The 15,693-nt window shown below is 63.1% G+C and carries 12 protein-coding genes; 10 read left to right on the forward strand and 2 right to left on the reverse strand.

Features of this window, described 5'->3' with window-relative positions; genetic code table 11:
• Window positions 1-1,001: ATPase, T2SS/T4P/T4SS family (locus tag RUW20_RS04745; RefSeq protein WP_313951046.1), on the reverse strand; the 1,001-nt coding region annotated here is incomplete at its 3' end.
• Between the two features lie 446 nt (window positions 1,002-1,447).
• On the opposite strand from RUW20_RS04745, the gene RUW20_RS04750 reads away from it, so the two are divergent.
• A complete protein-coding gene (locus tag RUW20_RS04750) occupies window positions 1,448-2,602 on the forward strand; it encodes a response regulator (protein ID WP_313951047.1) in 1,155 nt (384 codons plus the stop codon).
• A gap of 23 nt (window positions 2,603-2,625) precedes the next feature.
• On the opposite strand, the gene RUW20_RS04755 is transcribed toward RUW20_RS04750, so the two are convergent.
• Entirely contained in the window at window positions 2,626-3,981 is a 1,356-nt protein-coding gene (locus RUW20_RS04755) for an HD-GYP domain-containing protein (RefSeq protein WP_313951048.1), read from the reverse strand.
• A gap of 369 nt (window positions 3,982-4,350) precedes the next feature.
• On the opposite strand from RUW20_RS04755, the gene RUW20_RS04760 reads away from it, so the two are divergent.
• The 9 genes from RUW20_RS04760 to RUW20_RS04800 all read left to right on the forward strand — a co-directional run.
• Window positions 4,351-5,670, forward strand: coding sequence for an HD domain-containing phosphohydrolase (locus RUW20_RS04760; protein ID WP_313951049.1), 1,320 nt, complete (start codon window positions 4,351-4,353; stop codon window positions 5,668-5,670).
• A 20-nt stretch (window positions 5,671-5,690) separates the two neighbouring features.
• Window positions 5,691-6,257 carry a response regulator gene (locus tag RUW20_RS04765; protein WP_313951050.1) on the forward strand — a complete coding sequence of 189 codons (567 nt, stop codon included), beginning with the start codon at window positions 5,691-5,693 and terminating at the stop codon, window positions 6,255-6,257.
• Between the two features lie 283 nt (window positions 6,258-6,540).
• Window positions 6,541-7,671, forward strand: a complete 1,131-nt coding sequence (locus tag RUW20_RS04770) for a sensor histidine kinase (protein ID WP_313951051.1) — start codon at window positions 6,541-6,543, stop codon at window positions 7,669-7,671.
• The gene (locus RUW20_RS04775) at window positions 7,668-7,934 is read left to right on the forward strand and encodes a hypothetical protein (protein ID WP_313951052.1); all 267 of its coding nucleotides are present in this window, start codon (window positions 7,668-7,670) and stop codon (window positions 7,932-7,934) included. The genes RUW20_RS04770 and RUW20_RS04775 overlap by 4 nt, the downstream gene beginning before the upstream one ends.
• Window positions 7,931-12,130, forward strand: coding sequence for a PAS domain S-box protein (locus RUW20_RS04780; protein ID WP_313951053.1), 4,200 nt, complete (start codon window positions 7,931-7,933; stop codon window positions 12,128-12,130). Before RUW20_RS04775 ends, RUW20_RS04780 begins: the two co-directional genes overlap by 4 nt.
• A gap of 15 nt (window positions 12,131-12,145) precedes the next feature.
• Window positions 12,146-12,514 carry a response regulator gene (locus RUW20_RS04785; protein ID WP_313951054.1) on the forward strand — a complete coding sequence of 123 codons (369 nt, stop codon included), beginning with the start codon at window positions 12,146-12,148 and terminating at the stop codon, window positions 12,512-12,514.
• Window positions 12,515-12,516: 2 nt separating this feature from the next.
• On the forward strand, window positions 12,517-13,122 hold the full coding sequence (locus RUW20_RS04790; protein WP_313951055.1) for a chemotaxis protein CheC: 606 nt from the start codon (window positions 12,517-12,519) through the stop codon (window positions 13,120-13,122).
• Window positions 13,123-14,445: an ATP-binding protein gene (locus tag RUW20_RS04795; protein ID WP_313951056.1), complete on the forward strand. Its 1,323-nt coding sequence runs from the start codon at window positions 13,123-13,125 to the stop codon at window positions 14,443-14,445.
• 108 nt (window positions 14,446-14,553) lie between these two features.
• Window positions 14,554-15,693, forward strand: a 1,140-nt coding sequence (locus RUW20_RS04800; protein WP_313951057.1) for a chemotaxis protein CheB, incomplete at its 3' end; no start/stop codon positions are given.

Consider the following 15,693-nt stretch of genomic DNA (forward strand, 5'->3'; position numbering starts at 1 on the left):
GCGTACAGCGTCGTCGTCTTGCCGCTACCGGTAGGACCGGTTACCAGCACCATGCCGCTGGAACGATGAATGGCTTCGCGCAGGCGTTCGAGTATCCCCGGCGGCATGCCCAGGTGCTCCAGCCGCAGCATGCCGGAGCCCTGGTTGAGCAAACGCATGACGACCGACTCGCCGTGTTGCGTCGGCATGGTCGAGATGCGCACGTCGATCGCCTCCGCCTTGACCTTGACGTTGAAGCGTCCGTCCTGAGGCAGGCGTTTCTCCGAAATGTCCAGTCCCGACATCAGTTTCAGGCGCAAGACCAGGGCCGAAGCGATCTTCATGTCCGCTTCGGTCTGCACATGCATCACACCATCGATACGAAAACGAATCACCAGCGAGCGTTCCTGCGGCTCGATGTGAATATCGGAAGCGCGCACCTGGGTGGCCGCCTCGAACACCGATTGCAGCAGCTTGACGACCGGCGCCTCCTCCAGCCCCGGGGTCAGCGCCAGCGCGCCGAGATCGACCACTCCCTCGCCCAGCTCGGCCGTCAGCTCTTTTGCCAGGCCGCTGATTTCCTCGGTGCGCTGATAGATGCGATCGACGGCTTCCAGCAACTGTCTTTCCGTGACCACCGCGATATCGATGTCGCGCTTGAGAATGCGCGCCACTTCGTCGTAGGCAAAGAGATCGGTCGGGTCGGCAAAGCCGACGCGCACGGCATTGTCACGTTCATCCAGGACCAGCGCACGGAAGCGGCGGGCCTGGGTTTCCGGCAGCAGGCGCACGGTAGCCGGCTTGATATTGAAGTACTTGAGATTGATGTAGGGGGCGTTGATTTGCCGGGCGATCGCTTCGGATATCTGCTCTTCGCTAACGAAGCCCTGGTCGACGAACACCCGCCCCAGCTTCCGGCCACTTCTCTTCTGCTCATCCAGCGCGCGCTGCAATTGCTCCTGGCTCAGCAGATTCTGCTGGACGAGAATTTCGCCAAGGCGAAATTTTTCGGGACGGGCCATGGAATCCCCGGCAAGTCAAACACTACCGGCAAGGCCGGCGGCCTGGTCTTGTAAGCGCCTTGGAGGCGCCTTCAAAATCGTGATTTCGCACTGCAATTCCGCTGTTTGGCGCTTGCGGTTCGGTGCTGCCATGGCTGGCAAGACAGGCTGCTGGACACCGACGTCGAACTGCGACACGGATGCTACACAAGGCGCTGTGTGGATGCAACGCCGGCCAATAGAGGGCGAGCCAACCCGATCCATGAAGTGGGCCGCAAAACCGGCAGCATGACCACCAAGCCGGTGCGACGTGCCACCGGACAGTGCTCCGCCAGCGCTTTCGTGCGCGCGCTTGGTGCACCATTTCAGCACCTCAGCTGGCCGAACCCAGCGCTGAATACAAACAAACCAAGTCAGCGCGTCATGCGTAGAATAGGGCGCACCCGATCATCGAAAGAGAGCTCACCATGGACTTGAGCTTTGAACAGCTGAACAAGCCCGTCCGGCATCTGTTGCTTGTCGATGACGAGGAGAGCATCTTGCGCTCCTTGCAGCGGATGCTGCGCCGCGACGGCTATGTCATTCATCTGGCGACCAGTGGTGAGGAAGGGCTCGCCATCCTGGACCGGGAACCGGTCGGCGTGATCATCACCGACCAGCGGATGCCGGTGATGACCGGGTCGCAATTCCTCAGCAAGGTAAAGGAACAGCACCCCGATACCATCCGCATCGTGCTCTCCGGTTACACCGAACTGAACTCGATCACCGACGCCATCAACCGCGGGGCGATCTACAAGTTCCTGACCAAACCGTGGGATGACGAACTCTTGCGCACGCAGATCGCAGACGCCTTCACGCACTACGAACTGAAGAGCGAGAACGCGCGCGTATCGACACTGAACCGGGCGATCATCGATGCCATTCCGGACGCCTTGCTGCTGGTCGATGCCCACAAACGCGTGGTGTCGGCTGCCAATGCGGCGGCGGGCAGCCTACTCGGCTACCCATCGACGGCACTGGCCGGCAAGGCGATCGGCGACATCGAGGCTCTACCGCTGGACCACTTCTACTGGGACGAAATATCCACCGGCAGTTTCCGGGCGCTGCATGCGGTTGAAACCGAATATATCCGCGCTGACGGCAGCCTGGTGCCGGTACGCAAGTCGACCTCGAACGCCGCCGACGGGCAGTGCCAGTACGTTCTGGTATTGGCGCACGACCTTCGCCACGAACGGACCATCGAGTCGTCGCTCGAGAGACTGAATGAAGAAATGGCGTCGGTGCTGGAGGCTACCTCGGAGGGCTTGCTGGTCCTCGATGCCGCACGCCAACTCTCGCGCATCAATCGCCGCCTGAACGAAATGTGGTCGCTGCCGGAAGAGCTGGTTTCGTCAACCGGAGGGGAGTCGATCCTGCACTGGATCGCGGCACAGGCGACGACCCCGGCGGAGACCGCGGCAGCCCTTTTTGCAACATTCTCGGCGCCGGGAAACCGCAGCAACGGCCACTTCCTGCGCGAGAACGGCGAAACCTGCCTGTGGCATGCCCACCCACAAATACTGCGCGGCGAGCTGATTGGCCATATCTTCTGCTTTGCGGTCTCGCTGCCACCGGCAAGCTGAACGGCCAGCACACGCCAGCCGCCCTAGTCGGTTCGGGCATCCTCGCCAAAATAGTACGTTACCCGTTTCCTCGGGCTGAGGTATTCGTGCACCGCGGGCGCCAGCGACGCCGTGCGCAAGGCCTTGCTGATGCTGATTTCGGGACTTTTCTCGAGGTCGAGGATGATCGCATCGGATTTCGGAATCACCGCGTCGTACACCAGCAGCATCGGCTGCAAGGGCCGCGCCGTATTGACCGAAATCACCATCGCCGTCGCGCCAGTGGACAGTTGCACGATGCTGCCCGGCGGATAGACGCCGAGGATGCGAATCAGTTTGGCCAGCATCGCCATATCAAACCAGTTCTTCTGCCGGGCAAACATCGTAGACAGCGCCTCGAAGGCCGTCAGCGCAGCCGCGACATTGGCGGGATTGCACAGGTGGTCGTAGTGGTTGGTGATGGCGATGATCCGCGCCACCTGGCCAATCTGATCGCCGGTCAATCGATACGGGTAACCGCTACCATCCAGACGCTCGTGGTGCTGCAGGATGGCGGCGACGACGGCTTCCGGCAAACCGCAGCGCAGGGCCATCTTGGCACCGATTTCGCAGTGCTGGCGCATCGCGGCCTGCTCCGCCTGCGGCAGCGGCCCGTTCTTGTGCAGCACGTTTGACGGCGCATCCGCCATACCGATATCGTGGAAAATGGCCGCCACGCCAACGGTCTGCAGCGTGTCGGCATCCAGTTCCATCGCCTTGCCGAGAATCAGCGCCAGCACCGCGACGCTGAGCGAGTGATGGTACACCGCGTCACCATCGCCCTGATCGCCGAGCAGATGGACCATCACTTCGCTGCTACCGAGCAGCGATTCGGCGATCCCGGCGACCAGATCGTTGGCCATGCCGATCGCCTTGGCAGGTTCTGTGCGCAAGCTGGTGGTCGCGTGTCGAACTGTCTTCGCCGCCTTGGCCGCCTGCTTTTCCGCCCTGGCAATACTGGCGCGCAGGGCCCGGCTTTGTTCCATGCGCAAGGTTTTCTCGTCCGCCATGCTCACTGCCGGCGCGGTATCGGACGTGCCTTCAAGTTGCGCTGGCGACTCGACGGGCGCGGCAACCTCGGCAACCTCGGCGACCTCGGCGACCTCGGCAGGCGCGGCGGGCGCGGCGACATCGGCAGGCGCGGCGGGCGCGGCAACCGTAGCGGCAGCGCTGACCAGCTGGCTGCGCGAACGGTCGATCCGGATCTTTTTCAGGCCCAGACTGCGCAGGGTCGCCAGTTCTTCCTCGTTCTGAACGACGAAGCTGTTGAAACTGAAAGGATGCTTCAGCCAGGACAGTTCGAGAATCACGAACATGCCAACAGCAAGATTTTCCGGTGCCACGTACTCTGCATCACCCATGCCAAGCATCCCGCGAAGTCGATGAAGCGAACGATACTCCCTCAGCTGCAAGCTGACAAAGCAAAAACTCCATCACCAGCGCGGCTGCCTTGACCAGCTTCCCGGCCTGCAGGCGTGCACCGGCGCAGAAGACAAGCTGCAGGCCGCTCGAGACAAACACCGCTTCACGACAAGGGTCGGACATTCAAGCTTGCGTGGAATGCGGTAGAGTGTGATCTTGAGGCGAAGACAGGGCAGACTGCCAGCGAAGATTCTGTGAACTCGCTTCACGATTCCGCGCTTGCATGGTGCCGGTGGGCGACGGCATCGCCTCTGGGCTCCCCCTGCCCTGCCGGCCGATGGCAAACCCGAAACCTATGGCGCGAGAAAATGACTGAAGAGATTTCGCCAGAAACCCCGCTAACGCTGCTCCTGGTGGATGACGAACCGTCGATCCTCAGCGCCTTGCGCCGGCTGTTCCGTCCCTGCGGTTATCGTATCCTGACCTCCGAAAGCGGTGCCGGGGGGCTCGAGATTCTCCGGCAGGAAAGCGTCGACCTGGTGATTTCCGACATGCGCATGCCGGAAATGGACGGCGCCCAGTTCCTTGAAAAAGTCCGCGCCGACTGGCCGCGCGTCGTCCGCATCCTGCTTACCGGCTACGCCGACATCACCGCGACCGTCAATGCGATCAACAAGGGCGCGATCTACCGTTACATTTCCAAGCCCTGGGACGACAACGACATCGTGCTGACTGTCCGCGACGCCCTGGAATGGCAGCGCCTGCAGAGCGAGAACATCCGCCTGCTGGCCTTGACCCAGACGCAGAACGAAGAACTCAAGTCGCTCAATGCGGGCCTCGAGGCAAGAGTCAAGGAACGGACCATCGAGCTCGAACAGGTCAACGGCTTCCTCAATCTGGCCAACGACACGCTCAAGCAGAGTTTTCTGGTTTCGATCAAGGTCTTCTCGGGTCTGATGGAACTACGCGAAGGCTCGGCCGGGGGGCACGCCCGCCGCGTCGCCGATCTGTCGCGCAAGCTGGCCATCCACCTCGGCGTGGATGCGAAAGCGCAACAGGATATCTTCATCGCCGGGCTCCTGCACGACATCGGCAAGATCGGCTTCTCCGATGCGATGCTCGCCAAATCGGTGCCCAAGATGACCAGCGAGGAGTCGGGCCGTTACCGCAAACACAGCGTTGCCGGCGCCAGCGCGCTGATGCCGCTGGCCGACCTCAAGGCGGCCGCCGACCTCATCCGCGCGCACCACGAACGCTTTGACGGGCAGGGTTTTCCGGAAGGTACGGTGGGCCTCGCCATACCGGTCGGCGCCCGCATCCTGGCGGTCGCCAACGACTATGACGGATTGCAGATCGGCACCCTCTCGGACAATCGATTCAACGCCGAGGACGCCAAGACCCTGCTGGTGAAATCCCGGGGCAAGCGCTACTGTCCGACGGTAATCGACGCCCTGGTCGAGCTTCTCGGCGCGCCGCGGGAAGAGCCCGGGCAGTCGCGCGAGGTGCCGGTGACGCAGATCAGGGCCGGCATGATCCTCGCCCGCGACCTGCTGGCGCGTGACGGCGCCCTGCTGCTGGCCGCCGACTACGTGCTGGACGCCAATCTGGTACGCGAGATCCAGTCCTACGCCCGGCGGGAAGCCCTCTCCCTGGTGCTGCACGTCAAACCGAACGCCACCCCGCGTTAGCTTCGAGGAGGAACCCAGACATGGCCCGCATTCTGATCGTCGATGACGAGGAAAGCATTCTCAAGTCCCTGCGCCGACTGCTGGCGATAACGCCTTGTACGGCGGGAGGCAAGGTCTTTCCGCTGACCGTCGATGCCTACAGCGATCCCGCACAGGCACTTGAAAACGCCTTCGAGACCCCCTATGACCTGGTGCTTTCCGATTTCCGCATGCCCGGCATGGACGGCGTCGCTTTTCTCAAGGAGTTTCGTGAGCTGCAACCCAACGCTGCGCGCCTGATCCTCTCCGGCTACACCGACCTCAATGGTCTGATCGCCGCGATCAATGACGCCGGGATCATGCGCTTCATCGCCAAACCGTGGAATGACTACGATCTGGTGACGACCATCGCGCAAGCGCTGGCGTTGCAGGAGTTGCAGAACGAAACGCAGCAAATCGCCGATGAAGCCAGGCTCAAAAAAGGCAGCCTCAGTGCGGAAGACTACGAGCGCAAGCGTCTGGAAGCGCTCGAGCCCGGCATCACGCGGGTGCACTGGGGGCCGGATGGTTCGGTGATGCTCGACCCGGAGGCCCTGAAGGGCGACTGAAACCATTTCCCCGATCCATGACTTCGAGCCCACATCGGTTTCCGGCCAGCTCGACGACAACCTGCTCACCGTCGCGCTTGCCGCCTCTGCACCGTGCCGGCGAGGCCTGACATCGCCAAGCACCGCCGTCACTTTCGTCGCGCCCCGGAAAGGCGCACGGACCAGCCATAAGCGCGTATCGTTGGCAGAGATGGTCGACCTGCGACAAGGGTCGGCCTGGATCCCTGCAACGCCGCTCGCCGATGCGCACCGTCCGGTTCAAGCGGCTCTGGCGACCGAAACCATGGAACCGCTGTTGGACAAGACACGGAATGCCGCTAGTCAGGATTCCTCCTTGGCGACCTTGTTGCCACCGACGGAAATCGAAAGCCTCTGCCGTTGGCTGGCCCTGCTCCTCGACGGCCCGGTGGCGATCCAGGATCTGGCCGGCACGGTGATCGCTGGCACCCCGGGCTTGCCGGCCGACGCGCGCGTCGAACTGACCCTCGGGCTCGAAGCGGTCGGCTATCTGCAAGCACCGCAAGCCACGCCAAGGCTGCGCGCCGCCGCCAGCCTGCTCAGTCAACTGCTGCTGACCACGGCGCAACACCAGGCTCTTGGCGAACAGGTCGACGAACGCATTGCCGACCAGGTGAAACTACTCGACGAGCGCCAGCGCCAGGCCTATCAGGCCGAGCGCCTGGCCTCCGTCAGCGAGCTGGCAGCCGGCGTGGCGCACGAGATCAACAATCCGATCGGTTTCGTACGCAGCAACCTGGGCACCGCGCAGACTTATCTCGACAAGCTTCGCCAGCTGGCTAGCGCGGTCAAGGCGCTGCCGGGTGGCGAAGCGATCCTGGCGGAGGGCGATACCGATTTCACCCTCGAGGATTTTTCCGAGCTGCTGCGCGACAGCATCGCGGGTGTCGACCGGGTAGCCCGCATCGTCAGAGATCTCAAGGGTTTTTCCAACGTCGACCAACCGGAGGAGGACGTCGTCGATGTCAACGGACTGCTCGGCACGGCGTGCAGGATGGCCGAAAAGCAACTGCCTCCTGGCGCTGCGCTGATCTGCGAGCTGGGCGTTCTGAAACCGCTCCTTTGTCTGCCCGGACATCTGGCGCAAGCGTTCCTGGCGGTACTCACCAACGCCGTGCAGGCGATAGAAAAGAAGGGGGCGGATGGCGAGCTGCGGGTCTGCAGCCGCTCCGATGGCCAGCAGACGGTCATCGAAGTGCGGGACAACGGCGTCGGCATCGAACCACAGGTCCTGTCAAGGGTCTTCGACCCCTTCTTCACCACCCGGCCGGTGGGCAAGGGAACGGGCCTGGGATTGACGGTGGCGCGCGATATCGTGCGTGCCCACGGCGGCGAAATCGAGTTCGCCAGCATTCCCGAAGTTGGCACCACGGTCACCGTGAGCCTGCCCGAATGACGACCAGCACCGCCAGCACCCGCCAGCGAAAGGCGCATCCGCTCGCCGACCCACGGCTGCAGATCGCGCTGGTTTGGGTCGGCGCCTTCCTCGTCGGGTGGCCACTGATCCAGATTTCCGGGGCACGCGGCGCGATCGCCATGTTTCTCTACGTCTTCGTGATCTGGGGCGTGTTGGTCGGCCTCATCTTTGCCGTTTCCCGAAGCCTGCGTCGCAGCCTGCCACCGGCGACGAGCGGCGATGAGCCCGAGGACGAGCGATGATTACCCAGCACGGCAGCTTTTCGCCGTTCTGGCTGCTGGCAGCGATCGTCGCCTACATCGCCACTCTCCTCGCCGCCGGCGCCTGGGCCGAACGCCGGGCAGCCCAGGGTCACCGGGTGGTCGGCCAGGGTTGGCTCTACGCCCTTTCGCTGACCGTCTACTGCACCTCGTGGACCTATTTCGGCAGCGTCGGCAGCGCGGCCAACAGCGGCATGCTCTACGCCACTATCTATCTCGGCCCGACCCTGGTCATGCTCGGCTCGTGGGTAGTGGTGCGACGCATGATCCGCCTGCGCCACCGCTACCGCTTCTCCAGCGTGGTGGACCTGATCACGCAGCGTCACGGCCATTCGATCAGCATGGGCGCCTTCATCACGCTGGTGCTGCTGATCGGCATGGTGCCCTATGTCGGCCTGCAACTGCGGGCACTGTCGGAATCCTTCGCGGTCATCTCGGGGCTCGATCACGCCTATAACCAGATCGGACTGTGGCGCTTTCTGGACGAACTGATCGTTGCCCTGGTCTGCGTCCTGACCGGCGTCTTCGGTTTGCGCCGGGTGGATACGCGCGAACGCCAGCATGGGTTGATGGCGGTGCTGGCCGTCGAATCGATGATCAAGCTGGTGGCCTTCGTCGCCGTCGGCGCCTTTGTCACCTGGGGCTTGTTCGACGGCTTTGCCGACCTCCTGGCGCGCCTGGACGCCGACCCCGCGCTACGACAGCGCTTTGTCGACGCGCCGCTGGCCGGAAACAGCTATGTGACCTGGATGACTTACCTGGTGATGTCGATGGCGGCGATCGTCTTCCTGCCGCGGATGTTTCACGTGATGATCGTCGGTAATCAGGACGAGCGCCATCTGACGACCGCGATGTGGGTCTTTCCGCTCTACCTGCTATTGATGTCCTTCTTCGTGCTGCCCATCGCGGTCGGTGGTCTGCTGCTCGGCTACCCACTCGCCGAGGCCGACTGGTTCGTGATTCGACTACCGTTCGACCGCGGCGGCCCGGCCCTGACCCTGCTCGCGTTTCTCGGCGGATTCTCCGCGGCGCTCGGCATGGTGATGGTCGCCTGCACGACGATGGCGGTCATGTTCTCCAACCACATCGTCCTGCCGCTGATCGACCGGGGCCTGATCGGCGAACATCTGCGCGGCGGCCTGCTGCCGATCCGCTGGCTGTTGGTCGCTCTCATGCTCACCGCAGCGCACCTTTTTCAGGCAGGTCTGGAGGACAGCTACCTGCTGATCCAGATGGGCCTGATCTCGTTCGCCGCGGTGCTGCAGTTCGTTCCCGTAGGAATTGGCGGTCTCTACTGGACCGGTGGCAACAAGCGTGGCGCCTGGTGGGGGCTGGCGCTGGGCTGGGCGACCTGGGCTTACACGCTGCTGTTGCCCGCCGTTGTACGCAGTGGCTTCGGCGATGCGCAATGGTTGGCCTCCGGACCCTGGGCGATCGAATTCCTGCGGCCGCAAGCACTGTTCGGCCTCGATCTGGGGTCGCCGTACGCCAACACCGCTTTTTGGTCGCTGCTGTTCAACGTCTCCGGCTACGTCGTCGGCTCGCTGCTCGGCCAGCAGAGCAGCGACGAAGCGGCGATAGCCCACGACTTCAGGGCGCCGTTTGAGCGACAGCAGAGACGCGAAAGCGACAGTGCCGGCACGCTGCGCATTGCTTACGCGACGGTACGCGAGCAGATCGACAACCTCTTTTCGCGCTATCTGCCCAGAGACGAAGCGACGCTGGCGATCGAACGGGTGCAGCAGGGTGCATTTGCCGAGGGAGAGAACAGCCTTTCCGGGGCGGAGTATCTCGAACTGACCACCCGGGCGGAGCGGACGCTGGCAGGCGCAATCGGCGCAGCCATGGCGCGCAAGGCGGCCAGCGAAAACCTGCGCCTGAACGACGCTGACACCGCCGCACTGCAGGCCGCCCTGGCCAGCCAGGTCGCCGAACTGCAGATCACGCCGCAACAGCTGCGCGAGCAGGTCGACTACTTCCGCTCCCTGAAAACGATGGGCGATGCGCATACGCAAGCGATGGAAGAGAAGATCACCGCGCTCGAGGAAGCTGTCCGCGCCCGCGATCTGGCCGACGCGAGCCGCCGCGAGAGCGAACAACGCTTCCGCTCGCTGGCCGACAGCGCACCGGTGATGATCTGGATGAGCAGCAGCACCCATGGCGAGAGCTACTACAACCGCGCCTGGGTAGCGTTTGCCGGGAGATCGGCCGGCGAGCAGGCGCGCGATGAGTGGACCCAGGGCATTCACCCCGACCAGCGAGCCGACGCGCTGACCCTGATCGAGCTGGTGAAAGCACAGAAAAGCGGCGTCGAACAGGTCTTCCGTTTCCGCCGGGTCGACGGCGAGTATCGCCATCTCCGGGTGCACATCCTGCCGCGTCACGGCGTCGATGGCACTTTCCTCGGCATCGTCGGTTCGGCGGTCGACATCTCCGACTTACTTGCCGCCGAGCAGACCCTGCGGCGCAGCAACGAAGAACTCGAGGCGCTGGTCGGCGAGCGCACCCGGGAATTGCAGCAATCCTACGCCGACCTGCAGGAACGGGAACACACCATTCGCACCATCACCGACTCGGCCCAGGACGCCGTGGTGATGGTCAACGACGCAGGCGAGGTGTCTTACTGGAACCCGGCGGCCGAGCGCATCTTTGGCTGGACCAGTGCCGAAGCCCTGGGCCAGCAGCTCTCCGATTTCCTCTTGCCGGAACGCTTTCGTGCCGCGCACCTGGTCGGCTACAAGCGTTTCCAGCAAGGCCAGCCCGGCAAGATACTCGGCGGTACAGCGGAAATGGTGGCACTGAATCGCGCCGGTGACGAAATTCCGGTGGATTTGTCCTTGTCATCGACCATGCTGCGGGGCAAGCTCCACGCCATCGGCCTGCTGCGCGACATTACCGAGCGCAAGCTGGCGGCCGATGCCCTACTTCGGGAAAAAACGTGGTCAGAAGAGGTCGTCCGCCTGGCACCGAGCTTGATCATCGGCCTTGGGCGCTCCGGCGAGATTACCCTGTTCAACGACCACGCCGAACGATTGACCGGCTATGCGCGCGATGACGTGATCGGCAAGCGCTGGGTTGAGGTCTTCGCCACGCCCGAGGGCCGGGACGAGGATGGCACCGCCATCGACCATGCCCTGCAGAGCGGCGAGGCGATCCATCACCAGCCGGAGAACGCGATCGTCATCCGCGACGGATCGCTGCGGCTCGTAAGCTGGAGCTCACAGGTCATGCGTGAAAACAGCGAAATCAAGATGCTCCTTTCCTTCGGCGTCGACGTGACCGAGAGTCGTCGTGCGGCAAAGGAGCTGGAAGACAACTTCGCCGAGCTGAAATTGCTCAATCAGCGCCTCGAAGAAGCCCAGAATCAGCTGCTGCAATCGGAGAAGATGGCGTCGATCGGCCAGCTCGCCGCCGGTGTGGCGCACGAGATCAACAACCCGATCGGCTTCGTCAGCTCCAATCTGCAAACGCTCAAGACCTACAGCGAACAGATGCTGCAACTGATCGCGGCCTACCAGGCGGCCGAGCCAAGGATCGGCGATGTCGACACGCTGGCCAGGATTGCCGACCTGAAGGATGTGTTGGACCTCGAATTCCTCCAGCAGGATTTGCCGGCCCTGCTCAAGGAAAGCGAGGACGGCCTGCACCGGGTGAAGAAGATCGTCCTGGACCTGAAAGACTTCTCGCACGTCAGCGAAGCGGAGTGGCAGCACGCCGATCTCAACGCCGGCCTGGAGTCCACCCTCAACGTGGTATGGAACGAGGTCAAGTACAAGGCGCGGGTCGACAAACACTACGGCACGATTCCTCCGGTCGAGTGCCTGGCGGCGCAGCTCAATCAGGTGTTCATGAACCTGATCATCAATGCCGCGCAGGCCATTGATGACAGCAAGGGAATGGGAACGATCACCCTGTCCACCGGCCATCAGGACGGCTGGGTGTGGGTGGAAGTGAAGGACACCGGTCGCGGCATGACCGAGGAAGTGCAGCGGCGGGTATTCGAACCGTTCTACACCACCAAGCCGGTGGGCAAGGGAACCGGACTAGGGATGTCCCTTTCCTACAACATTGTGCACAAGCACAATGGTCGCATCGAGCTCAGCTCGGCGCCGGGAGAGGGTACTCGATTCAAGGTCTGGGTGCCGGTCAGGCAGGCGGACACGGAAGCAGTCAAATAACAAGAGGAGGATGAGATGTCGGTTTCGGTTCTGGTTGTCGATGATTCGCCGATGGCGCGCAAGATGCTGATTCGAGCGCTGCCACCGGATTGGGACATCACCATCACGCAAGCGGCGAATGGCATCGAAGCCTTGTCGGCCTACCGGCAGGGCGGACTCGATGTGATCTTTCTCGATCTGAACATGCCCGACATGGACGGCTACCAGGTGCTCGAAGCACTTCGTCGAGAAGACCTCAACTGTCTGGTGATCGTCGTTTCGGCGGATATCCAGGACGCGGCGCAGGCGCGTGTCCGTTCGATGGGCGCCATCGCCTTCATCAAGAAGCCGGTAGATCCCGCCCGGGTCAAGGCGGTACTCATGGAATACGGGCTGGTGCTATGAGCATGGAAATCATCAACAGCGACCAGCGCGACGCCTTGCAGGAAATCGCAAACATCGGCATGGGGCAGGCTGGCGCGTCGATTGCCCAGGTGCTCGGCACCTTCGTCGAACTCTCGGTGCCGCAGATCAGAGCTGTGGACGCCGCCGAGATTCCGGCGACGTTGGCGGCGCTGGCGGGCGACGGCGTCGCCTCGGCGGTGCGTCAGGCTTTCCTCGGCGAATTGCGTGGCGAGGCGATCGTCATCTTCGCCGAGCATTCGGCAAGCGACCTCGCCGACCTGCTTTCCTACGGCGACGCACTCGATGCTCCGGCCAGCCGCGAGCTGTTGCTCGATATCAGCAACGTGCTGGTGGGCGCCTGCCTCGGCGGCATTGCCGAGCTGCTGCGCGCCGAGATCGGTTTTTCGGCGCCGTCGCTGCTCGCCGACCAGGTCGCGACCAGCAAACTGTTGCAGGCGGACGCCATTGCCGCGCGCTGCGCGCTGCTGGTGGAAGTGCGCTTCGGGCTGGAGAAGCGCGTGTTCCGCTGTCATCTGGTGATGCTGATGCCGGAAGACGCGATCACCGCCCTGCGACTGGCACTTGACCGCTTCATCGAGGAGCTCTGAGTGAACTCCTCAGCCCCCTCCGCCGCGTCGGTCGCCCTGCTTCAGTCCCTGGTCGAGCGGATTGACGTCGGTATCTTCGCCGTCGATCGTGCCGGCAGCGTGGCACTCTGGAACCGCTTCATGGCGGTCCATAGCGGCAAATCGAGCGCCAACATGCTGGGACAGAACCTCTTCGCCATGTTTCCCGAGTTACCGCGCCCGTGGCTGGAGAAGAAACTGGAGAGCGTTTTCGTTCTCGGCAACAACGCCTTCACCTTGTGGGAGCTGCGGCCCTACCTGTTCCGCTTCCCCCACAACCGGCCGCTTACCGGTGGCCTGGACGCGATGCGCCAGAACGTCACCTTCCTGCCGTTGCGAACGTCTGGCGGCGAGGTCACGCTGGTTTGCGGCACGATCTTCGATTACACCGACACCGCGATGGCACAGCTTGGTCTGCACGACGCCATTGCCGCCCTGAACCAGGAGAAGGACGCGCAGCGGCAACTGATCGCCAAGCTGGAGACCGCGCAGAACCAGCTGCTGCAGTCGGAGAAAATGGCCTCGATCGGCCAGCTTGCCGCCGGTATTGCACACGAGATCAACAACCCGGTCGGTTTCGTCAATTCCAACCTGCAGACGCTGAAGAAATACTGCGAGCAGATGCTGAAACTGATCGCCGCCTACCAACCGGCGGAAGCACGGATCGACGACCCGGAGATTCTGGCCGAGATCACCGCCATCAAGCGGGCACTGGACCTCGACTTCCTGCAGGAAGACCTGCCGGATCTGATCAAGGAAAGCGAGGACGGCCTGTTCCGGATCAAGAAGATCGTCGAGGACCTGAAAGACTTCTCGCACGTCGATGAGGCGGACTGGCAGCACGCCGATCTCAACGCCGGCCTGGATTCCACCCTCAACGTGGTGTGGAACGAAGTCAAGTACAAAGCCACCGTCGACAAGAACTACGGCCAGCTCCCGGCGGTCGAGTGCCTGGCCGCACAGCTCAATCAGGTGTTCATGAACCTGATCGTGAATGCCGTCCAGTCGCTTGATGAAAGCCGGGGCATGGGCACCATCACCCTGTCCACCGGCCATCAGGACGACATGGTCTGGGTCGAGGTCAAAGACACCGGACAGGGGATGAGCGAGGATGTCCAGAAACGGATTTTCGAACCCTTCTTCACCACCAAGCCGGTGGGCAAGGGAACCGGACTCGGGATGTCGGTATCGTATAACATCGTGCAAAAGCACCACGGGCGCATCGAACTCGCTTCGGTTATCGGAGAGGGGACGCGCTTCAGGATCTGGTTGCCGGTCAAGCAGGGCGAACCAGCAGCGCAGTAGCACGCAAGAGCGCCAGTAAACCAGGAACAGCCAAGGTCTTGCGGAGCCAAGGCACGGCCAGAAACACCCCCGAGACGGGAGCGCCATCAGGGCGCCGAAAGGACCAGCATGACGACCGACAAGCCTGCCACGGATCAAGACCAGTCGGAGGCGGCCACCGCCACCCCCCCTGCTCCCGCACCGACCTCACCGGCTGGCCCGACCGTCGTCGGCATCGGCGCCTCCGCCGGCGGACTGGAAGCCTACGAGACATTTTTTCGCCATTTGCCAGCGGACAGCGGTCTCGCCTTCGTGCTGGTGCAACACCTTGACCCCGGCCACGCGAGCCTGCTCTCCGAGATCCTGCAACGTTGCACGGCGATGCCGGTGCTGGAGGCCGAAGACCAGATGGCGACGGCCCCGAATACGGTTTATGTCATGCCGCCCAACCGGGAGATGACCCTCTGCAACGGCACCCTGCACGTCTCCCCACCCGGGTTGCCGCGTGGTCAGCGTATGCCGATCGACACGTTTTTGCGCTCGCTGGCCAACGACCAGGGCGAGAACGCGATCGGCATCATCCTTTCCGGCACCGGCAGCGACGGCACCCTGGGACTGCGCGCCGTCCACGGCGCCGGTGGCATCACCTTTGCCCAGGCGCCGGCCTCGGCGAAGTTCCCTGGAATGCCGGAGAGCGTCATCCGGACCGGCTATGCCAGCCATGTCTTGCCGGTCGAAGACATGCCGACCATGCTACTGGCCAGCGCGCGTCAGCTCGCTGCCGGCGGCGAGGTACAGGCAACGGCGGACGCAACTCCCACGCCCGAAACCGCTGCCGACGATACCAGCGCCGTGCTGACCCTGCTCCTTTCAGCCACCGGCCACGATTTCTCGCTCTACAAAAAAGGCACCATCGGCCGCCGTATCGCACGGCGGATGGTGCAGCACGAACTGACCAGTGTTGACGCGTACGTCAGTTATCTCCGGGAACATCCTGCCGAGAGTCAGGCGCTGTTCAAGGACTTGCTGGTCAACGTCACCAGCTTCTTTCGCGATCCGGAGGCCTTCGGGGTTCTGGGACAGGAAATCATTCCGAAACTGCTGGCCGACAAGCCGGCAAACAACGTGCTGCGCGTTTGGGTGGCGGGCTGCGCGACCGGCGAGGAAGCCTACTCCATTGCCATGCTGATCCGCGAGTGCATGGACCAGGCGCCGCAAGCCCTCAAGGTCCAGATCTACAGCACCGACCTGGACGAGGAAGCGATTACC

The organism is Accumulibacter sp. (genome assembly GCF_032229525.1).
In the GTDB taxonomy this organism is placed as follows: Bacteria; Pseudomonadota; Gammaproteobacteria; order Burkholderiales; family Rhodocyclaceae; genus Accumulibacter.